The organism is Thermus scotoductus DSM 8553 (assembly GCF_000381045.1).
Classification (GTDB): domain Bacteria; phylum Deinococcota; class Deinococci; order Deinococcales; family Thermaceae; genus Thermus; species Thermus scotoductus.
In genome coordinates this window covers 1-18,433 of sequence record NZ_KB905734.1, presented here as the reverse complement: position 1 = coordinate 18,433, position 18,433 = coordinate 1, and the positions used below count along the sequence as shown (strand labels likewise).

General features: G+C 66.1%; 20 protein-coding genes and 1 pseudogene. 7 read left to right on the top strand and 14 right to left on the bottom strand.

The window, feature by feature from the left end:
* Positions 1-8 precede the first annotated feature (8 nt).
* The 6 genes from lpdA to F604_RS0103360 are packed head-to-tail and all read right to left on the bottom strand — an operon-like array spanning position 9 to position 5,323.
* Positions 9-1,394, bottom strand: a complete 1,386-nt coding sequence (lpdA, locus tag F604_RS0103385) for a dihydrolipoyl dehydrogenase (RefSeq protein WP_019550434.1) — start codon at positions 1,392-1,394, stop codon at positions 9-11.
* Between the two features lie 10 nt (positions 1,395-1,404).
* Positions 1,405-2,793, bottom strand: a complete 1,389-nt coding sequence (locus F604_RS0103380) for a dihydrolipoamide acetyltransferase family protein (RefSeq protein ID WP_019550433.1) — start codon at positions 2,791-2,793, stop codon at positions 1,405-1,407.
* Positions 2,794-2,800: 7 nt separating this feature from the next.
* Positions 2,801-3,010, bottom strand: coding sequence for a type II toxin-antitoxin system HicA family toxin (locus F604_RS0103375; protein ID WP_019550432.1), 210 nt, complete (start codon positions 3,008-3,010; stop codon positions 2,801-2,803).
* Entirely contained in the window at positions 2,992-3,219 is a 228-nt protein-coding gene (locus F604_RS0103370) for a type II toxin-antitoxin system HicB family antitoxin (RefSeq protein ID WP_019550431.1), read from the bottom strand. Before F604_RS0103370 ends, F604_RS0103375 begins: the two co-directional genes overlap by 19 nt.
* 15 nt (positions 3,220-3,234) lie before the next feature.
* Complete coding sequence (locus tag F604_RS0103365; RefSeq protein WP_019550430.1) at positions 3,235-4,209, bottom strand: alpha-ketoacid dehydrogenase subunit beta; 975 nt, start codon at positions 4,207-4,209, stop codon at positions 3,235-3,237.
* Between the two features lie 10 nt (positions 4,210-4,219).
* Complete coding sequence (locus F604_RS0103360; RefSeq protein WP_019550429.1) at positions 4,220-5,323, bottom strand: thiamine pyrophosphate-dependent dehydrogenase E1 component subunit alpha; 1,104 nt, start codon at positions 5,321-5,323, stop codon at positions 4,220-4,222.
* 132 nt (positions 5,324-5,455) lie between these two features.
* Between F604_RS0103360 and F604_RS0103355 the strand changes: the two genes are divergently transcribed.
* Both F604_RS0103355 and F604_RS0103350 read left to right on the top strand, forming a co-directional pair.
* A complete protein-coding gene (locus tag F604_RS0103355) occupies positions 5,456-5,869 on the top strand; it encodes a 23S rRNA (pseudouridine(1915)-N(3))-methyltransferase RlmH (protein ID WP_019550428.1) in 414 nt (137 codons plus the stop codon).
* Positions 5,866-6,264 (top strand): metallopeptidase family protein, encoded by a 399-nt coding sequence (locus F604_RS0103350; RefSeq protein WP_019550427.1) that lies wholly within the window; start codon positions 5,866-5,868, stop codon positions 6,262-6,264. Before F604_RS0103355 ends, F604_RS0103350 begins: the two co-directional genes overlap by 4 nt.
* Here the strand turns inward: F604_RS0103350 and F604_RS0103345 are convergent.
* From F604_RS0103345 to F604_RS0103335, 3 genes are read right to left on the bottom strand one after another with little or no spacing between them, the layout of a single operon-like run.
* The gene (locus F604_RS0103345; RefSeq protein ID WP_019550426.1) at positions 6,209-6,634 is read right to left on the bottom strand and encodes a DUF2203 domain-containing protein; all 426 of its coding nucleotides are present in this window, start codon (positions 6,632-6,634) and stop codon (positions 6,209-6,211) included. The genes F604_RS0103350 and F604_RS0103345 overlap by 56 nt on opposite strands.
* A 51-nt stretch (positions 6,635-6,685) precedes the next feature.
* Positions 6,686-7,591, bottom strand: coding sequence for a biotin--[acetyl-CoA-carboxylase] ligase (locus F604_RS0103340; protein WP_019550425.1), 906 nt, complete (start codon positions 7,589-7,591; stop codon positions 6,686-6,688).
* On the bottom strand, positions 7,591-8,637 hold the full coding sequence (locus tag F604_RS0103335; protein WP_019550424.1) for a glucose-1-phosphate thymidylyltransferase: 1,047 nt from the start codon (positions 8,635-8,637) through the stop codon (positions 7,591-7,593). Before F604_RS0103335 ends, F604_RS0103340 begins: the two co-directional genes overlap by 1 nt.
* Positions 8,638-8,671: 34 nt before the next feature.
* Here F604_RS0103335 and F604_RS0103330 point away from each other — a divergent pair, with 34 nt between their 5' ends.
* Together F604_RS0103330 and F604_RS0103325 are read left to right on the top strand one after the other, a co-directional pair.
* The gene (locus F604_RS0103330) at positions 8,672-9,463 is read left to right on the top strand and encodes a class I SAM-dependent methyltransferase (RefSeq protein ID WP_026328941.1); all 792 of its coding nucleotides are present in this window, start codon (positions 8,672-8,674) and stop codon (positions 9,461-9,463) included.
* A 77-nt stretch (positions 9,464-9,540) separates the two neighbouring features.
* Entirely contained in the window at positions 9,541-9,921 is a 381-nt protein-coding gene (locus F604_RS0103325) for a secondary thiamine-phosphate synthase enzyme YjbQ (RefSeq protein WP_019550422.1), read from the top strand.
* 10 nt (positions 9,922-9,931) lie between these two features.
* On the opposite strand, the gene F604_RS0103320 is transcribed toward F604_RS0103325, so the two are convergent.
* From F604_RS0103320 to F604_RS0103310, 3 genes are read right to left on the bottom strand one after another with little or no spacing between them, the layout of a single operon-like run.
* Positions 9,932-12,112 carry a RelA/SpoT family protein gene (locus F604_RS0103320; RefSeq protein WP_026328940.1) on the bottom strand — a complete coding sequence of 727 codons (2,181 nt, stop codon included), beginning with the start codon at positions 12,110-12,112 and terminating at the stop codon, positions 9,932-9,934.
* Positions 12,113-12,132: 20 nt separating this feature from the next.
* A complete protein-coding gene (locus tag F604_RS0103315) occupies positions 12,133-14,439 on the bottom strand; it encodes a hypothetical protein (RefSeq protein ID WP_019550420.1) in 2,307 nt (768 codons plus the stop codon).
* Between the two features lie 2 nt (positions 14,440-14,441).
* Entirely contained in the window at positions 14,442-15,497 is a 1,056-nt protein-coding gene (locus F604_RS0103310; RefSeq protein ID WP_019550419.1) for a mechanosensitive ion channel family protein, read from the bottom strand.
* A gap of 32 nt (positions 15,498-15,529) precedes the next feature.
* Between F604_RS0103310 and hemQ the strand changes: the two genes are divergently transcribed.
* Both hemQ and F604_RS0103300 read left to right on the top strand, forming a co-directional pair.
* Positions 15,530-16,282, top strand: coding sequence for a hydrogen peroxide-dependent heme synthase (gene hemQ, locus F604_RS0103305; RefSeq protein ID WP_019550418.1), 753 nt, complete (start codon positions 15,530-15,532; stop codon positions 16,280-16,282).
* 3 nt (positions 16,283-16,285) lie between these two features.
* Positions 16,286-16,777 carry a chlorite dismutase family protein gene (locus tag F604_RS0103300; RefSeq protein ID WP_019550417.1) on the top strand — a complete coding sequence of 164 codons (492 nt, stop codon included), beginning with the start codon at positions 16,286-16,288 and terminating at the stop codon, positions 16,775-16,777.
* A 1-nt stretch (position 16,778) separates the two neighbouring features.
* On the opposite strand, the gene ruvA is transcribed toward F604_RS0103300, so the two are convergent.
* Together ruvA and F604_RS0103290 are read right to left on the bottom strand one after the other, a co-directional pair.
* Positions 16,779-17,354, bottom strand: coding sequence for a Holliday junction branch migration protein RuvA (ruvA, locus tag F604_RS0103295; protein ID WP_019550416.1), 576 nt, complete (start codon positions 17,352-17,354; stop codon positions 16,779-16,781).
* Positions 17,351-18,115 carry an enoyl-CoA hydratase-related protein gene (locus F604_RS0103290; protein ID WP_019550415.1) on the bottom strand — a complete coding sequence of 255 codons (765 nt, stop codon included), beginning with the start codon at positions 18,113-18,115 and terminating at the stop codon, positions 17,351-17,353. Before F604_RS0103290 ends, ruvA begins: the two co-directional genes overlap by 4 nt.
* 97 nt (positions 18,116-18,212) lie before the next feature.
* On the opposite strand from F604_RS0103290, the pseudogene F604_RS0103285 reads away from it, so the two are divergent.
* Positions 18,213-18,433: pseudogene (locus tag F604_RS0103285) on the top strand (IS607 family transposase); the annotation flags it as partial.

Here is an 18,433-nt window from a genome sequence, read left to right as displayed (position 1 = left end):
CTGTTGGGTCAACGGTTCAGGATGTGGATGGCCTGTTTGTGGAGGGCCTCCGCCGCCTCCATGAGGCCCTCGGAAAGGGTGGGGTGGGGGTGGATGGTGAGGCCCAGGTCGGAAACCGTGGCCCCCATCTCCAGGGCCAAGGTGGCCTCGGCGATGAGCTCTCCCGCCTGGGGCCCCACCATGAAGACCCCGAGGAGGAGGTCCGTCTCCGCATCCCCCACCACCTTCACCAGGCCCTCCGCCCCACCCAGGGTAAGGGCCCGGCCGCTGGCGGAAAAGGGAAACTTCCCCACCTTGACCTTATACCCCGCCTTCTCTGCCTCCTCCTCCGTGAGCCCCACCCCGGCCCATTCGGGGCCGGTGTAGACCACGCTGGGCACCTGGAAGTCGAAGAGGGCGTTTTTGCCGGCGGCGTTTTCGGCGGCCACCAGGCCCTCCTTCATGGCCTTGTGGGCAAGGAGGGGGGGCCTGGCCACATCCCCGATGGCGTAGACCCCGGGGGCCGAGGTTTCCATGCGGGCGTTCACCTGGATGAAGCCCCGTTCGTCCACCTTGACCCCGGCCTTTTCCAAGCCGAGCCCTTCCGTGCGGGGCCTGCGGCCCACCGCCACCAGGATTTTGTCCACCACGATCTCCTCCTGGCTGCCTCCCTGGGCGGCCTCGAGGAGCACGTGGAGGCCATCCTGCTTCTTCTCGTAACCCACCGCCTTGGTGCCCGTGCGTACCTTAAGGCCTTCCTTCTCCAGGGCCTTGCGCAGGAGGGCGGCGGTTTCCCTGTCGCCTGCGGGGAGGATCTCCGGCATGTATTCGATCAGGGTCACCTCCGAGCCCAGGCGGTGGTAGATCTGGCCAAGCTCGAGCCCCACCGCCCCGCCCCCGATCACCAAAAGGCGCTTGGGGATACCCTCCTCCACCCTTAGGGCCCGGGTGGAGTCCCACACGTCCTCCCCGAAGGGGAAGCCCTTTAAGGGCATGGGCTCGCTTCCCGTGGCGATGATGAAGCTTTGGGCCCCGTAGGTTTCCCCATTGACCTCTATTTCCCTGGGGCCCTTAAAGCGGGCGAAGCCCCGCAAAAGCTCCACCTTGTTGCCCTTTAAAAGCCCGGCCACGCCCCCGGTGAGCTTCTTCACCACGCCATCCCGCCAGGCGCCGAGCTTGTTGAAATCCAGTTCGGGCTTGGCCTTCAGGCCAAAGCCCTCGGCCCCCTTGAGGTGGTGTACGGTTTCCGCGGCGTGCAAAAGCGCCTTGGTGGGGATGCACCCCACGTTCAGGCACACGCCCCCCACCTCGGCGGCCTCCACCGCCAGAACCCTAAGCCCCAGTTGCGCCCCCCGGATGGCGGCGGGGTAGCCGCCGGGCCCGGTGCCGATCACGATGAGGTCGTAGGTCTTCATGGGGTCCATCCTACATCTCCAGAAGGAGCAGGTCGGGGTTTTCCAGGAGCCGGATCACCTCCCGGGTGAACTGGGCGGCCTCGGCCCCGTCCACCAGGCGGTGGTCAAAGGAGAGGGAGAGGTACATGATATCCCTCGCCTGGATGGAGCCATCCGGCATCACCCAGGGCCGCTTCCTTATGGAGTGCACCCCCAGGATGGCGGCCTCGGGTACGTTGATGATGGGGAAGCTCATCAAAGCCCCCACGGAGCCAATGTTGGTGATGGTGAAGGTGGAACCCGTGACCTCCTCGGGGGAGAGCCTTCCTTCCCGGGCCTTGGCGGAGAGCTCAGCGATCTCCTGGGCCAGCTCCAGGATGTTTTTCCGGTCCACGTCCCGCACCACGGGCACGATGAGCCCCCTTTCCGTGGCCACCGCCAGGCCCAGGTGGTAGTAGCGCTTGTAGACGATCTCCTGCCTTTCTTCGTCCAGGGTGGTGTTCAGCATGGGGTACTTCTTCAAAGCCCGCACCACCGCCTTGAAGATGAAGGGGAGGTAGGTGAGCTTCACCCCCTGGCGTTCGGCCTCGGGCTTCAGGCGCTCCCTCAGGGCCACCAGTTCCGTGAGGTCCGCCTCGTCCACGTTCAGGGTGCGCACGGTGTAGAGGTGGCTTTGCCAAAGCCCCTGGGCGATGGTGCGGCGGATGCCCCTTAGAGGGATGCGCTCCTCCAGGTGCTCGTAGCCCTTGGGGGGGGTGTGGCGGGGTGGGGGCGGGAAGCCCGTGGGAAGGGGTGCTGGGGCCTCCTTGGGGCTTGGGGGCGGGGGTGCGGCCTGGGCCTTAAGCTGTTCGGCATAGGCCCGCACGTCCTCCACCCGGATGCGGCCCATGGGGCCGGAGCCGGGGATGGCCTCGAGGGGAATCCCCAGTTCCCGGGCCAGCTTCCGGGCGGCGGGCACCGCCAGGATGCGGCCTGGAGCCTGGCCTTCCCTGGGAGCCTGCTCCGCTTGGCCTCTTAAGAAGGGGTTCTTCACCGCCACCTGGGTGGTGTCCGGTTTGAAAAGGGAGAGATCCTCCTTTTCCTCCTTTGGGGGAAGCCCGGGCTCCACGATGGAGCGCTCCTCCACCGCTTGCACGGGCGGAGCCTCCTCCTTTACCTCCTTTACCCCAGCCACGGTCTCCCCGGGCTCCGCCAGGAGGGCGATGGGGGCGTGGACCTTGACCACCTCCCCTTCCTTGGCCAGCTTTTTCAAAAGCACCCCCTCGTAGGGGGAGGGTAGCTCCACCGTGACCTTGTCGGTCATCACCTCCACGAAGGGCTGGTCCTTCTTGAGGTAGTCCCCTTCCTCCACCAGCCACTTGAGGATCTCGCCTTCCACCACGCTTTCCGCCAGTTCGGGCATGAGGATTTCCTTGGGCATAGGCCTCCTAGATCAAATCTAAAAATTCCTCGAGGGAGATCTGCGCATCTTTGAGAATGTGGGCTAGGGTGGAGCGCTTTATGGGGATATGCGCAGGCACGATGACGATGATCCGCTTTTCTCCCAGCTGCCTCTCCATCCGGATATGGCTTCCCCGTTGGCGCACCACCTGAAAGCCTGCCTTTTCTAAAGCCTTGATCACCCGCTTGTAGGACAAGGAGGGGACCTTCTAACCTCTACCTCGGCCAGCTCAGCGTTCTCCGGCAACTTTTCCTCTAGCGGTTCCAGGTAGAGGGCGATGGCCTCACGGATGTTGGCCAAAGCTTCTTCCAAGGTGTCCCCCTCGCTAATACAACCAGGAAGGGCAGGCACGTAGACGGTGTACCCTCCCTCCTCGCTCTTTTCCAGGACCACCTTTAGCCGCATAAAGCCTCCCTTCAGTCAGTAGTCTAACGCCCGCTTGGCGGCGCCCAGGATGCGGGTGACGGTGGGCAGGTACAGCTTGTCCTGGGCGTAGGGGTACGGGGTGTCAAACCCCGTCACCCGGATGGGAGGGGCGAGGAGCATGTCCAGGATGTCCTCGGCGATGGTGGCCGCCACCTCGCTTAAGAAGCTGGCGTGCCGGGGGGCGTCGGATACCAGCACGGCCCTTCCTGTTTTGGCCACGGAGTTCATCACCGCCTCGTAATCCCAGGGCATGAGGGTGCGGAGGTCCAGAACCTCGGCGGAAACCCCCGCCTTCTCCAGCTCCTCCGCCGCCTGGAGCACCTCGGGCATGACGGTGCCGTAGCCGATGAGGGTGAGGTCCTTCCCTTCCCGCCTGATGGCGGCCTTGCCCAGGGGCAGGACGTAGTCCTCCTCCGGCACTTCCTCCTTCACCGAGCGGTAAAGCCTTTTGGGCTCCAGGAAGACCACGGGGTCCTCGTCGCGGATGGCTGCCTTTAAAAGGCCCTTGGCGTCGTAGGGGGTGGAAACCGCCACCACCTTGAGCCCGGCGGTGTGGACGAAATGGGCCTCGGGGCTTTGGGAATGGTGGTGCCCCCCCTTGACCCCGCCCCCGGAGGGCATCCGCACCACCAGAGGGGCGGTGAACTGCCCTCCCGAGCGGTAGCGGAGCTTGGCCACCTGGCTCACCAGCTGGTCGAAGCCGGGGAAGATGTAGTCGGCGAACTGGATCTCGGCCACGGGCCTTAAGCCGTGGGCGGCCATGCCCAGGGCAGCTCCCACGATGGCGGCCTCGGAAAGGGGGGTGTCCATAACCCGGTCGGGGCCATACTTCTGCAAAAGGCCTTCCGTGACCAGGAAGACCCCGCCCCTCTTACCCACATCCTCTCCTAGGACCACTACCCGGGGGTCCAGGGCCATCTCCTCGTCCAGGGCCCGGTTCAGGGCTTGCACCATGGTCATGGGGGCCATGGGGACCTCCTTAAAGCTCTTCCTTGAGAAGGGCCTCCTGGCGCTTTAGGTGCCAGGGCTTTTCCGCAAGGACGTCGTCGAACATCCACTCGGGGGGTACAGCGCCGGCCTCCTCGGCTTCCTTCAGGCCCCGCTCCAGCTCGGCGCGGATCTCCGCCCTCAGGTCCTCCTCCCATTCCAGGTTCCAGAGGCCCCTTCCCTCCAGGAAGCGCTGGAAGCGGAGGATGGGGTCCCGTTTCCGCCAGGCCTCCACCTCTTCCCGGGGCCGGTAGCGGCTGTCGTCGTCCGCGGAGGAGTGGGGGCCATAGCGGTAAACCCTGAGCTCCACCAGGCTCGGGCCCTCTCCCATGCGGGCTCGCTCCACCGCCTCCTTCACCACGTAGTAGGAGGCCAGGACGTCCATGCCATCCACCAGATAGCCGGGGATGCCGAAGGCGTGAGCCTTGTCGGCGATGGTGGGGCTATGGGTCTGGCGGCTATAGTCCACGCTGATGGCGTAGAAGTTGTTCTCGGCGATGAAGACGGCAGGGGCGCCCTGCACGGCGGCGAAGTTGATCCCGGCGTACCAGTCCCCTTCGCTGGTGGCCCCGTCCCCGAAGGTGCAGACCGCCACCTGGCCCGTGCGCAGAAGCTTCATACTGATGGCGGCCCCGGCGGCGGGGGGTACGTGGGAGGCGATGGGGCTCGCCACGGTGAAGTAGTTGAGGGCCTTGGACCCCGGGTGTTCGGGCATCTGGCGGCCTTTGTTGGGGTCGGCCTGGGTGGCCAGCATCTGGCCGAAGAGCTCCTTGAGAGGGATCCCGAGGGCCAGGGCCAGGCCGTGGTCGCGGTAGTAGGGGAAGACCCAGTCAAAGCCCCTCTTAATGGCGTGGGCGATGCCCACCTGGGCGGCCTCGTGCCCGGCGGCAGGGGCGATGAAGCTGGTCTTGCCGGTGCGGATGAGGATGGTGTAGCGCTCATCCAGCATTCGGGCCGCCAGCATGTCCCGGTACAGGCGGCGTAGCTTATCCTCGTCCAGATCCAAGGGGAAATCCCCCAGCCACTCTCCCTTCTCCCCGATAAGCCTTATGGGCTCGGGGGTGAAGGGCTGAAACCGGTGGGTGTCCTTTACCATAAACCCTCCTTTTCCGGCGCTTTTGGCGCCCATAGAGCCTGCCCTGGGTAAGGGCCTGGGGCTCTTTTATCGGGGTGGGTTAGGTCCCACTTACCCTTCGCCCTGAGTATACCCTGGCCTTAGGATGGAGGCGTGCGCCTAAGGGTGGTGGCGGTGGGCAAACCCAGGCTGGATTACGCCCGGCTGGGAGTGGAAGAGTATGCGATGCGCATCCGGAAATATGCTTCCCTCGAGGTCCACTTCGTCAAGGAAGCCCAGGACCTCCTGCCCAAGGCGGAGGGCCACCGCAAGGTGGTCCTGGACGAAAGGGGAAAGCTCTTCACCACAGAGGGGCTTCTGGAAAAGTTGAGGCACTGGGAGGGGGAACGGGTGGCCTTTTTGGTGGGGGGCGCCGAGGGGTACTCTGAGGGGATACGTGAGGGAGCCGACCTCCTCCTTTCCCTTTCCCCCCTTACCCTGCAGCATGAGCTGGCCCTTTTGGTCCTCATGGAGCAGCTCTACCGGATCCTTACCCTGAGGGCCGGGCATCCCTACCATCGGCCATGACCTACGAGGCCTTTGTGGCGCTGGTGGAAAGGCTTTGGGCGGAGATCCCCGAGGCCTTCAAGCGGGAGCTTCAGGGGGTGCACGTCCTTCCCCAGGCCAAGCCGGAGCCTGGGCTAAAGGGGGTGTGGCGGCTTGGGGAATATCTGGACCCCGGCCCTCCTTCCACCTTCCGGGGATTTGAGGGGCTCGGGCGGCACATCGCCCTCTACTACGGTTCCTTCCAAAAGGTGGCGGGGCCGGGGTTTGACTGGGAGGAAGAGGTCTGGGAAACCCTCCTTCACGAGCTTCGGCACCACCTGGAGTCCCTGGCGGGCCGGGACGACCTGGTCCAGGAGGACCTCAGGCGCCTGGCCGCCTTTCGCCGGGGCGCTCCTCCGGGGGAAGGGGAGGGTTAGGTTCCCCTAAGGGGCGGCGCTGGGCGAAGCCCCCGGCCAGGGGGTGGTAGTGGGCCACCTCGGGCTCCCCCTCGCGCCAGCAGAGGAAGACCACCTCCCCCCCCAGCCGGGCGGGGAAGTCCACCAGGCCCTGGTCCAGGTCCTTGAGGAAGACCCCCAGGGAGGCGAGGTAGCGGGCGTCGGCTTCCAAGGAGCCCAGGAGGAAGCGGGCCTCCTCCTCCAGGGCCCTTCGTTCCAGCCCGCGAGCCTCGGGAAGCCGGGCCTGCACCTCGGAGAGCTCCTTCCGGGCCTGCCGCATCTGGGAGAGGACCCGCTGGATCTCGGGCAAGAGGGCATCGGCCTCTTCCTTGGTGAAGATGCGGGCAAACATACCTAGCCTTATCCTAGCACAAACGCTTTGGGAAATCTAAGCCTGGAATGCTCAAGGGTCGGACTTCCCGGTCCGGAGGGGGGACACGAGGGCCACCTCGCCCGCGCCGATCCTGACCCCCTCCACCTGGAGGCTGCCGTCGGGGAGGATGGCCTCCGCCACCCCCTCCACCACCCCCTTAGGGGTTTGGACCCGCACCCTTCGGCCCAGGGTGTAGGAGGCCTCCCGGTAGAGGGAGAGGAGGGTTTCCGGGCTTTCCAGAAGGGGGAGGAGGCTTTCCAGGTGGAGGAGGAAGCCCGAAAGCACCTCCCGCCGGGAAAGGGGAGAGAACTCCCTCAAGGCGGCGGCGCCCTCGGGGGCCCAGTCCACGTTCACCCCCACTCCCAGGAGGACGTAGGCCACCTCCTCCCCCTCGGCCTTGGCCTCCAAAAGGACCCCGGCCAGCTTCCGGTCATCGGGGGCCAGGAGGTCGTTGGGCCACTTGATCCCCCCCACCCCCACCGCCCGCCAAAGGGCCAGGCCGGCGAGAAGGGGAAGGAGGCCCATGGAGGAGAGGGGAAGGGTAGGGCGGAGGAGGAGGGAGAAGGTGAGGCTTTCCCCCGGGCGGCTTTCCCAGGGCCTTCCCCGCCTGCCCCGGCCCCTTTCCTGCACCTCGGCCAGGACCAGGGCTCCCTCCTCGGCCCCTTCCTCCGCCCAGGCCCTTAGGACGTCCTGGGTGCTTCCCACCCGCCCCAGGTAGCGGTAGGGCTGGCCGAGGCGCCCTGGGGGGTGGAAGAGGTGGGGAAGGGGAGTGCCGGGCCGGATGCGGTAGCCCTTCCGGCTCATCTCCACGGGGAAGCCCTCGGCGAGAAGCCTCTTCGCCTCCTTGGAAACCGCCTGGCGGCTTATCCCCAGGTGCCGGGCCAGGGCCTCGCCGCTTTGGTGGTCCTCGGTGAGGAGGTCCAGAAGGCCAGGCATCAGGCCAGCTCCACCTGGGATAGGTCCCCCAGGATCAGGCGGTGGGCCCGGGGGAGGCCATCGCGGTTTTTCACCTGGGCCCCCACCCCCAGGATGCTTTCCTGCAGGCGTAGGGCCACGTCTTCCAGGATGGCGTGGTCCTCGAGGATGGAGTACTCCACCTCCGAGCGCACCACCTTGGCCCCGGGCCCTAAGGAGGTGAAGGGCCCGATGTAGGCTCCTTCCACCACCGCTCCCTCCCCGATGAAGGCGGGGCCGATCACGGTGCTTTTCCGTACCCTAGCCCCCTTCTCCACCACCACCCGCCCGGTGAGCTGGCTTTCCACCACCTCCCCCTCCACCCGGGGTTCCAGTTCTTCCAGGATGAGGCGGTTGGCGTCCAGGAGGTCCTGGGGGCGGCCGGTGTCCTTCCACCACCCCTCCACCTCCACCCCCACCACCCTCTTCCCCCGGTCGATGAGGCCCTGGATGGCGTCGGTGATCTCGTACTCCCCCCGGGCGGAGGGCTTGAGCCCCTCGATGACCTCCAGCACCTCCGGGGTGAAGACATAAACCCCGGCCACCGCCAGGTTTGAGGGCGGCTCCTTGGGTTTTTCCAGAAGGCGCACGATCCTTTCCCCTTCCAGCACTGCCACCCCAAATGAGCTGGGGTTTTCCACCCGCACCAGGGCGATCACCGCACTCACCCCCGGGGTAAAGGCCTGGAAAAAGCGGGCGATTCCCTTCTGGAAGAGGTTATCCCCCAGGTAGAGGACGAAGGGGCTTTGGCCCAGGAAGTCCCTGGCCACCGCCACCGCATGGGCCAGGCCCTGGGGCTCCTCTTGCAGGATGTAGCGCACGTGGTAGCCCGAAAGGGCCTCCCGGATGTCCTTTTCCGTTTCCGGAGAAACCACCACCCCGATCTCCTCTATCCCCGCTTGCAGGAGGTTTTCCAGGCCGTAGTGGAGGATGGGCCTTCCCGCCACCCGGATCACGGGTTTGGGCCGGGTGTGGGTGAGGGGGCGGAGCCGGGTGCCCCGTCCGGCAGCCAGAATGAGTCCTTTCACGCCGGGAAGTATACCCCGTAAAATGAGGAGAAGGATGCCCAAGGCCTCCGTGCGCATGGCTTACGCCTACGACCGCCTCCGGGCCTACCCGCCGGAGGTGGCGGGCCGCATCGCCACCGCCATAGGGAATGCCCTGGGGGTGCGGGGGGAGGAGGCGGTGCTCCTGGAGCTTGGGGTGGGTACCGGGCGCATCGCCCTGCCCCTCATCGCCCGGGGATACCGCTACCTGGCCCTGGACAAGGATCCCGGCATGCTGGAGGTCTTCCGCCAGAAGGCGGCGGGGGTTATGCGCAAGGTGCGCCTTATAGAGGCCGATGCCCGGGCCATTCCCCTGCCCGATGAGAGCGTGCACGGGGTGATCGTGGTCCACCTCTGGCACCTCCTCCCCGACTGGCCCAAGGCCCTGGCGGAGGCCTTGAGGGTGCTGAAGCCGGGAGGGGTGCTTCTGGAAGGCTGGGATGAGATGGAGGCGGAGGAGGAGCGCCTGATCCAGGAAAGGTGGCGCTCCCTGGTGGAGGCGGAGGACGTGGGGGTGGTGCGGGGCTTGCACAGAAAGCGCCTCGAGGAGGTGGAGGAAGCCCTAAAACGGCTTGGCCTCAGGCCGAAGACCAAGCAGGTGGTCCAGTGGCGGGAGGAGCGCACCCTGCGCCAGGCCCTCGAGGCCCTGGAGGAAAGGCTTTACTCCTTCACCCAGCTGGTTCCCGAGGAGGTGCACGAGCGCATCATGCCTGGGCTCTGGGCCTGGGCCCAGGGGGAGTTCGGCGATTTGGACCGCTCCTTCACCCTGGAACGGAGCTTTACCCTGCGGGCCACCCGCATGGCCTGATACCACCCCATCCTGGCAGGGCCACGCTTAAGCCCTTGCTTAAGGGATCTATTTTCTTGGCCCGATATGCTTAAAGGATGAAGGCCATCCGCATTTCCACCCCCAAGGAAGGTTTGGTGAACATCACCCGCCAGGTGGAGGAGGTCTTGGCCGGGCACACCGGCTTGGTGTACCTCTTCGTTCCCCACACCACCTGTGGCCTTACCGTGCAGGAGGGGGCGGATCCCGATGTGGCCCACGACCTTCTCGCCCGCCTGGAGGAGCTGGCCCCCAAGCTGCATCCCAAGGACCGGCATGCGGAGGGAAACTCCCACGCCCACCTGAAAACCCTCCTCACCGGGGTCCACCTCCTCCTTCCCGCCGAGGGGGGGAGGCTTCGGCTTGGCCGCTGGCAGCAGGTTTTTCTGGCGGAGTTTGACGGGCCGAGGATGCGGGAGGTGTGGGTCAGGCTCCTCTAGCCGGGCCCGCCTAGACCCAGCGCACCTCCTGCACGCTTTTCACGCTCTTTATGGCCTGGACCAGGGATTCCCGCTCCCCGTCCTGCACGGTGAGGCGGAGGCGGATGCGGGCTATGGGCCCCAGAATCCGGGTTTCCGAGCCCAAGGCGCTTTTCCCCGCCTCGGCCACCACCTGCATCACGTCCCTCAGGAGGCCGGCGCGGTCCTGGGCCAGGACCTCGAGGGTGGCCACCTTGCCCCCCACCCCCTCCCAGTAGGCCCCCATCACCCGGTCCGCTTCCGGCCCTTGCAGGATGCGGCGCAGGTTGGGGCAGTCCGCCCGGTGGATGGTCACTCCCCGGCCCCGGGTGACGAAGCCCAGGATGGCGTCCCCCTTCATGGGCTCGCAGCAGGAGGCCAGGCGGATGGGGGCCTGCAGATCCTGCTCCAGGCGGATCCCCCACTCGTTCTTGGGGGTAGGCTTGGGCTTTTCCGGTTTGAGGAGGGCCTTGGGGTAAAGCTTCTCCGCCACCTGTTTGGGGGTGATGCGGTTGAGGGCCAAGGCCAGGTAGAGCTCCTCGGGGGAAGGGGCTATGCCCAGCCTCTTGGCCGCCTCCTCCAGCTGGCTGTCGCTGGGCTTGGGCAGGCCTCGGCGCTTCAGGTAGCGCTCCAGGAGGCCCTGGCCCCTTTCCAGGGTTTCCTGGCGCTCCTGGGTGCGGAAGTACTGGCGGATCTTGCCCTTGGCGCTACGGGTTTTGGCGAACTCCAGCCAGTCCTTGGAGGGATGGGCGCTTTTGCTGGTGAGGATCTCCACGATCTCCCCGTTTTGCAGCTCGTAGGAAAGGGGGACGATGCGCCCGTTCACCTTGGCCCCCACCATGTGGTGCCCCACCTCGGTGTGGATGTGGTAGGCGAAGTCCACGGGGGTGGCCCCCCGAGGCAGGTTGATGATCCGCCCCTTGGGGGTGAAGACGAAGACCCTGCCCCCCAGGAGGTCCCGGGTTACCGCCTCCACGAACTCCCGGGAGCTGCTGAACTCCTGCTGCCACTCCTGGATGTTCTTCAGCCAGGAGACCCGCCGCCGCATCTCCTCAGGATCGGTGAGGCCCTCCTTGTAAAGCCAGTGGGCGGCGATCCCGTACTCGGCGATGCGGTGCATCTCCCGGGTGCGGATCTGGACCTCCAGGGGAAGTCCTTCCAGGGCGATAACCGTGGTGTGGAGGGACTGGTAGCCGTTGGGCTTGGGCACGGCGATGTAGTCCTTGACCCTTCCCGGGATGGGCTGCCAAAGGGCGTGGACCAGGCCCAGGACGTGGTAGCAGACCTGCTTTTCCCTTAGAACCCTTCCCTCCTCCGTGGGGGTGGGCTTGGGATCCAGGATGATCCGCACCGCCAGGAGGTCGTAGATCTGTTCCAGGGCTTTTTTATCCCGCTCCATCTTCTTCCAGATGGAATAGAGGTGCTTGGGGCGGCCCGTGATCTCAAAGCCCTGGATCTGGGCCTGGAGGAGTTCGTCCCTTGCTAAGGCGCCTTCCAGCACCTCCATGGCCCGCCGCACCAAGCGCTCCCGGGCCTCCTGGGTTTCCTGGATGCGGGAAAGGAGGGCGTGGTAGGCCTCGGGGTGGAGGTAACGGAAGGAGAGGTCTTCCAACTCCCACTTGAGCTGCCCCATTCCCAAGCGGTGGGCCAGGGGGGCGTAGATCTCCAGGGTTTCCTGGGCGATGCGCCTTTGCTTCTCGGGGGGCATGTGCTCCAGGGTGCGCAGGTTGTGGAGCCTATCCGCCAGCTTCACGATGATGATGCGCACGTCCTCCGCCATGGCGATGAACATCTGGCGGAGGTCCTCGGCCCTCTTTTCCTCCCCCTCGAGGTTGGCCAGCTTGTAGAGCTTGCTGACCTTGGTCTCCCCCTCCACCAGCTTGCGCACCGCCAGGCCAAAGCGCCTTTCCAGCTCCTCGGGGGCCACCCCGCAGTCCTCCAGGGTATCGTGGAGGAGGCCTGCGGCCACCGTGTCCGCATCCATGCGCAAGGAGGCCAGGATCTCGGCCACCGCCACCGGGTGGGTGATGTAGGGCTCCCCGCTTTTTCTCAGCTGGCCCCGGTGGGCCTCCTCCGCAAACCGGTAGGCCTCCCTTACCTTCTCGCGGTCTTGGGGTGGGAGGTAATCAAGAAGGGATTCAAGTTTATCCCAAAGGGCCGAGGCAGTTATCACTATTTTTCAGTGTAGCACCTTCAGGAGGCCAGCTCCAGGAGGAAGGCGGAAAGGCTGGTCCGGTCCATAAGGGCCACCAGGGTGCGACCCCTAAAGGGGGCAAGCACCAGGGCCTTTTCGCCAAAGAGAACCGCCACGGGCCCGCGGGCCTGGCCCAGGCTCCTGTCCAGTTGCTCCAGGGCCTGGACCAGGGTTTTCAGGGGTTCCCTGGGCAGGGGCAAGGCCGCCTCCAGGTACCCCAGGACCTCCACCCCGGGCAGGCGCAGGGGGGAGAGGTCCGCCGGCTGTTCCCCCAAGGAAGCCGCCTCTGATCCGGGCGGAGCCGCCCGGGCAGGGGCCCCCCCCTGGTCGAAGACCCCAAGGAGGGCCTCGAGGTCGGCTCCCTGGATTTCCCTAAGAACAGCCTTGGCCGCCTCCGCCTCCTTTTCCAGCTCCCTTAGTAGGCCTTCCGCCTGGGTGAGGGTTTTCTCCACCTGGAGAAGGCCTTGGGGGCCCAGGCGGGGCAGTCTCTCCTGGGCGCTTCTTAGCACGGGAAGGAGGGATTTTAGGCGGCGGCCCGTTTCGCTTTGGAAGCCCTCCAGGCGGGCATGGGCCTGGAAGAAGGCGGTGAGCCGGGTGGTGAGTTCCTCCCGCTTGACCTCCATCCGCCGCTTTAAGGCCTCCAAAGCCCGGGCGATGGGGGTGGGGTCGGGGAGGGGCTTGCCCTTCTCCTCGGCGATGGCCCGCAAGACCCCTTCCCCTCCGAAGCCCCGGAAGCGCTCCGCCAGGGCCTGGAGGCGGGAGAGCTCCAAAAGGGCCTCCCCTCGGGCCTGGGCCTTGGCCTCCTCCAACTTAGACCTGAGCTCTTCCAGGTCGGGAAGGCTCCCTTGGGCCAAGAGGGCTTCCGCCTGGGCTATCCTCTCCCCGAGTCCCAGGGCCAGGGCTTGGGCTTTGAGGGCCTCCAGGGCCTTTTGTGCCTCCTCCAGCTTGGCCCTAAGGGCGGCTTCCTCCCCTTGGGCTTTGAGGAGGGCCGCATACCGGGTGCGGATCTCGGGAAGTTTTTGGGAAAGAGCCTCGGGGAGCAAGGCCGTTAGTTCCAAAAGGAGCGGGCGGAAGGCTTCGCCCTTCTCCTTTAGCTCCTCCACCAAGGCCTCTTTCTCCGCAAGGAGGCGTTTTCCCTCCTCGGCCTTGCGCCGGGCCTCCTCCTCCAGGCGCCTTAGCTCCTCCTCCAGGGGAAGGAGGTCGGGGTAGCCTCCCTCTTCCAGGGTTTCCTCCGCCAGCTCTAGGGCCTTTTGCACAGGGTCCTTGGCCTCTTCGGGAAGGGGAAGCTGCCTTAGGGCCTCCGAAAGCTGGATCAGGCGGGCCCGCTTTTCTGCCCTAAGGTTTTTCTCGGCCTCCTGGAAGGCTTCTTCCAGGGTTTGGAGCTTTTCCCCCACAGGGGTGCCCGCCTCCAGAAGAGCCTGGACCTCGGCGAGAAGGGGGCTTACCGTGGCCCTTTCCACCAGGGGGGCGTAGCGGGAGAGGAGGGCTTCCAGCTTGCGCTTTTCCTCCTCCACCTCCAGGGCCAGGATCCGCTGGCTGGCTTCCTGGGAAAGGGCCTCGAGGTCCACGAGGAGCTCCCCCTCCAGCTCGGAGGCCTCCTCCACGGTGAGGAAGACTTCGTCGGTGAGGTGGGAAGGGGGAGGGGTTTCCTGGGTCTCAAAGACGATCTCCGGCAGCGTGGGGGAGCGCACGGCGCTGGACTCCAGGAACTTCCTGAGCTCCAGGGCCAGGCTCCGGGCCTGCTCCACCTCCGCCTGGGCCAGAACCCCCTCGCCCTGGGCCTGGCGGATGGTTTCCACCAGGCTTTCCAGCCTGCGCACCTTGGGCCCGCCCAGGTGGCGCACCCTTTCCAGGGCCTCCTCCAGGTGGGCCAGGTCCTTGGCCTGGCGCAGGAGGGCCTCCTCCAGCTTATCCTCCAGGGCCTCTACAAGCTCCTCCCCCTCCGCCAAAAGCCCGGGGTCCGGGGCCTGGCGCAGGCGGTTGACCAGGGCCCGGAGGCGGGCCACCTCCGGCCAGTCCACATAGAGCCCGAAGCGCTTCAAGCCCTGTTCCAGCTTGGCCAGCCTGGCCCCCTGCCCTTCCATTTGGGCCAGGACCCCCTCCACCAGCCGCCTGGCCTCCTCCGGGCGCATGCGGGCCTGGAGCTCGCGGTAGACCAAGCCCTTCAGCAGGTGGGCCCCGTCTTCCGGGGTGAGCTCGGAAGGCCGTTTGTCCAGGCGCTTTAGCCCCTCCTCCAATACCGCCACGGCCCTGGCGCCCAGGTGGGGGTGGATGGCCTCCAGGATGGTTTTGTAGACGTCCGGCATCCTTACGCTCCTTTTTCCAGCCTAAGGGGTTCGCCGAAGTAGAGCTTCTGGTGGGGGAAGGGGATCTCTATACCCTCCTGGTCCAGGCGGTTTTTGATGCGGCGGCGGAACTCCCGGGCCACGGCCCACTGTTCCGCGGGCTTGGTGCTGAAGAGGACCCGGATCACCACACCGCTCTCCCTAAGATCCTGCACCCCCAGGACCTCAGGGGCTTCCGTGAACCTATTTTGCCATTCGGGGTCCTGGTGGAAGCGGGCCACCTCGTCTTGGAACACCGCCAAAACCCGGTCCAGGTCCTCCTTGTAGGCCACGCCCACGTCCACCACCGCCCGGCTCCACTCCTGGGTGAGGACCGTCACCTGGCGCACCTCGGAGTTGGGGATGAAGTGGACCCGGCCTTCCAGGTCCCGGAGGACGGTGAGGCGCAGGTTGAAGCGCTCCACCTTCCCCCCCACCCCGTTGATGAGCACGATATCCTCCATCCCGTACTGGTCCTCCAGGAGGATGAAAAACCCGTTGATGAAGTCCCGGATCAGGTTCTGGGCGGCGAAGCTGATGGCCAGGCCCACCACCCCGGCCCCCGCCAGGAGGGCGGTGACGTTGAAGCCCAGGTTGGAGAGCACAAAGAGGCCGCCGATCACCACGATGGTTACCCTTAGCACCGACTCCGCCACCGCCCTTAGGGTTTTGCGCCGCACCGTCTCCCGGGTGAGCTCCTCTTCGGGCTCGGGAAGCCGGGCGAGGAGGAGGGGCACCAGGCGGTAGGCCACCAGGGTGAGGCCCAGCACCGCCAAAATGGCCAGGCCCCGGCTTCCCAGCCACTGGGCGAGGGCCTTCCCCCAGGTGGCCAGGGGCTCCAGGGGCCAGGCGAGGGCGTGGGCCAGGTAGCTTAGGGCCAAAAGGACCACCACCCCCCACCACAGGAATCCCAAAAGCTGGAAGAAGCGGTCGTCCCGCTCCGCGGGGGTGAGGCGCCCCAAGGCGTTTAAGGCCCTGGCCCCGTAGCGGCCTAAAAGCCAGGCCAGAAGGAGGGCGAGGGCTACGTGAAGGGCCACCATGCTGGGAGTATATCCCCGGGTATATTGGGGGCATGGAAGGTCATGTTCCGGAGCCCACCTTTACCCTCGAGGGTTGGCACATCCTCCACGACTTCCGCCACCTGGACTATGCGGCCTGGTTTTCCGCCTCCCGGGAAGAGCGGGAGGCGGCTTGGGCGGATCTTTTAGAGATCCTTAAGGAGTGGGAGAAGGTGGAGGCGGAAGGGAAGGGGTCTTTTGGCGTGTACCAGGTGATCACCTCTAAGGCCGACCTCCTCTTCCTGAACCTGAGGGAGAACCTGGATGCCCTTTTGGAGGCGGAGGCCAGGCTCAACAAAAGCCTTTTCGCCCGCTACCTAAGCCCCGCCTACGGGTTTTACTCGGTGGTGGAGCTGGGAAGCCAGACCGGGCCCTTGGATCCCGAGGCCCCCTACGTCAAGCCCCGCCTGACCCCCAGGGTGCCCAGGGAGGGGTATGTCTGCTTTTACCCCATGAACAAAAGGCGCCAGGGGCAGGACAACTGGTACCTCCTCCCCGCCAAGGAGCGGGCCGAGCTCATGAAGGCCCACGGGGAAACGGGAAGGAAGTACCAGGGCAGGGTCTTGCAGGTGATCAGCGGGGCCCAGGGCCTGGACGACTGGGAGTGGGGGGTGGACCTCTTCAGCGAGGACCCCATCCAGTTCAAGAAGATCGTGTACGAGATGCGCTTTGACGAGGTATCCGCCCGCTTTGGCGAGTTCGGGCCCTTCTACGTGGGCAAGCGCCTCAGCCAAGAGGCCCTGGCCCGTTTCCTGGAGGTGGGGTGAGGCATGCCGCGCCTTTGGGGGTTCAGCCTCTATAGGCTTTTGCCGGAGTTCCGCCGCCTCGAGGCCGAGCACCAGGAGCACCTTAAAGAGGAGTTCGCCCAGTTCCTGGCCCGCTGGCAGGAAAAGGAGGGTTTCCTCCGGGTCTACAGCCTGGTGGGGCTTTCCCCCGAGGCCGACTTCCTCCTCTGGCAGGGGGCCTCGCACCCCAGGGCCCTCCAGGCCCTGAGGCGGGAGATGCACCGCACCCGCCTCATGGGGTTTCTGGAGCCCGTGGCCCTTTACCTGGACCGGGGGGAGGGGGAGCCAGGGGAGGGGTTTTTGGCCCTGTTCCCCTTCGGCCTGGAGGGAGGCCCGCCCGAGGGGGCGAGGGTCTTCCAGGGGGAGGGGCTTTTGGCCCTCGAGGGGCCCTGGGAGGTCCTCTTCCCCCTGGTTCTGAGGGAGGGGGGTTACCTGGCCGCCCGCCGCACCCCCAGGGAGGCGTTGGACGAACTCTAGCCTAGCGTAACCGCTTCAGGGCCTCCTTGATGAGCTCCTGGGCGTTGGCCGAGGGGCGCTTGGCCAGGAGGTCCAGGACCACCCCCCGGGCCTGGCCCTCCTTGAAGCCCAAGGCGGTGAGGGCCAGGATGGCCTCCTCCGCCTTTTGGCTTTCCACCTTTTGCCCGCTGAGGAGGCTTAGGGGTACCTTCCCTTTGAGCTCCAAAGCGATCCGCTCGGCGAGCCTTCTTCCCACCCCGCTTGCCGCGGTGAGGAGGCGCAGGTCCCCCTGGGCCAGGGCCTGGGCCAGAAGCCTGGGGGTGAGGGCGGAGAGAAGGGAGAGGGCCACCTTGGGCCCCACCCCGCTCACGGAAAGGAGGAGCTCAAAGAGGAGGAGGCTTTCCTCGTCGGGAAAGCCATAGAGAAACAGGCCCTCCTCCCGGAGCTGGAGGTGGGTGTGGACCGCCACCTCCTGGCCCTCTTTGAGGCTTTGCAGAAAGGTCTGGGGGGCTTGCACCAGGAAGCCCACCCCGTTCACCAGAAGGAGAAACCCCCCTTCCTCCCTCTTCAGGACCGTGCCCCGGAGGTAGCGGATCATCGGCCCACGAACCTGGGCGGGCGTTTTTCCCTAAAGGCCCTTACCCCCTCCTCGTGGTCCTGGGTGCGCCCGGCCTCCCCCTGGAGGATGGCCTCGAGGGCCAGGGCCTCCGTCAGGGAAAGCCGGTAGGTTTCCAAAAGGAGCTTCTTGGTGAGGGCGTAGGTCCGGGTGGGCCCCTGGGCCAGCTCCTTTGCCAGGGCCAGGGCCTCCTCCAAAAGCCTTTCCCCCGGCACCACCCGGTGCACCAGGCCCAGGGCCTGGGCCTCCTCGGCGGAAAGCCTGGGGGAGAGGAGGAGGAGCTCCTGGGCCTTGGCGAACCCCACCAGCCGGGGCAGGATAAAGCTCATCCCCGAGTCCGGCACCAGGCCGATGCGCACGAAGGCGGGGGTGAAGCTGGCCTCCAGGGCCGCCAGGCGCAGGTCGCCCCAAAGGGCCAGGCTCATCCCCGCTCCCGCCGCCACCCCGTTCACCGCCACCACCAGGGGCTTCTCCAGCCCCGCCAGAGCCTCCACCACCCGGTTGTAGCGGCGGAGGTGGGCCTCGTAGTCGGGCTTGCCCTCCCCGAACTCCAAGAGGTCCTGCCCCGCACAGAAGGCCCGCCCGGCTCCCGTGAGGAGGAGGGCCCGGACCCCGGGGTCTTCCTGGGCCTCCTTTAGGACCTGGTAGAGTTCGTCCAGCAGGGCACCGGTTATGGCGTTCAGCTTTTCCGGCCGGTTTAGGCTGAGGATAAGGACGCCTTCCTGTCTCTCCTTCAGGACCATGGCCCTATTGTAAAGGTCCTGATACCGGTTGCCGAAGTTGTGGTCTGTTATTGACGTCTATCCTCTTCTGTGTTAAGGTAAAGGCGGAGAGATAGGGGTGAAGCTGTCCCATTGGGCCAGAAAGCACGGGATTCCCTACCGCACCGCCTGGAAGTGGTTCAAGCAAGGGATTCTGCCTGCCAGGGCCATCCAGCTACCCACGGGCACCATCCTGGTTCTTGAGGAAGAGGAAGAGGTTAGGCTCCCCCAGGATGCTGCGGCCATCTACACCCGGGTCTCGGTGCACGAGGCCAGGGACGACCTGGAACGCCAGGTCCA

What these genes read in the sequence shown, in the direction of transcription:
- lpdA (WP_019550434.1), bottom strand. Translation starts at nt 1,394, where the DNA reads ATGAAGACCTACGACCTCATCGTGATCGGCACCGGGCCCGGCGGCTAC.
- F604_RS0103380 (WP_019550433.1), bottom strand. Translation starts at nt 2,793, where the DNA reads ATGCCCAAGGAAATCCTCATGCCCGAACTGGCGGAAAGCGTGGTGGAA.
- F604_RS0103370 (WP_019550431.1), bottom strand. Translation starts at nt 3,219, where the DNA reads ATGCGGCTAAAGGTGGTCCTGGAAAAGAGCGAGGAGGGAGGGTACACC.
- F604_RS0103365 (WP_019550430.1), bottom strand. Translation starts at nt 4,209, where the DNA reads ATGGCCCCCATGACCATGGTGCAAGCCCTGAACCGGGCCCTGGACGAG.
- F604_RS0103360 (WP_019550429.1), bottom strand. Translation starts at nt 5,323, where the DNA reads ATGGTAAAGGACACCCACCGGTTTCAGCCCTTCACCCCCGAGCCCATA.
- F604_RS0103350 (WP_019550427.1), top strand. Translation starts at nt 5,866, where the DNA reads ATGACCTACGAGGCCTTTGTGGCGCTGGTGGAAAGGCTTTGGGCGGAG.
- F604_RS0103345 (WP_019550426.1), bottom strand. Translation starts at nt 6,634, where the DNA reads ATGTTTGCCCGCATCTTCACCAAGGAAGAGGCCGATGCCCTCTTGCCC.
- F604_RS0103340 (WP_019550425.1), bottom strand. Translation starts at nt 7,591, where the DNA reads ATGCCTGGCCTTCTGGACCTCCTCACCGAGGACCACCAAAGCGGCGAG.
- F604_RS0103330 (WP_026328941.1), top strand. Translation starts at nt 8,672, where the DNA reads ATGCCCAAGGCCTCCGTGCGCATGGCTTACGCCTACGACCGCCTCCGG.
- F604_RS0103325 (WP_019550422.1), top strand. Translation starts at nt 9,541, where the DNA reads ATGAAGGCCATCCGCATTTCCACCCCCAAGGAAGGTTTGGTGAACATC.
- F604_RS0103315 (WP_019550420.1), bottom strand. Translation starts at nt 14,439, where the DNA reads ATGCCGGACGTCTACAAAACCATCCTGGAGGCCATCCACCCCCACCTG.
- F604_RS0103310 (WP_019550419.1), bottom strand. Translation starts at nt 15,497, where the DNA reads ATGGTGGCCCTTCACGTAGCCCTCGCCCTCCTTCTGGCCTGGCTTTTA.
- hemQ (WP_019550418.1), top strand. Translation starts at nt 15,530, where the DNA reads ATGGAAGGTCATGTTCCGGAGCCCACCTTTACCCTCGAGGGTTGGCAC.
- F604_RS0103300 (WP_019550417.1), top strand. Translation starts at nt 16,286, where the DNA reads ATGCCGCGCCTTTGGGGGTTCAGCCTCTATAGGCTTTTGCCGGAGTTC.
- ruvA (WP_019550416.1), bottom strand. Translation starts at nt 17,354, where the DNA reads ATGATCCGCTACCTCCGGGGCACGGTCCTGAAGAGGGAGGAAGGGGGG.
- F604_RS0103290 (WP_019550415.1), bottom strand. Translation starts at nt 18,115, where the DNA reads ATGGTCCTGAAGGAGAGACAGGAAGGCGTCCTTATCCTCAGCCTAAAC.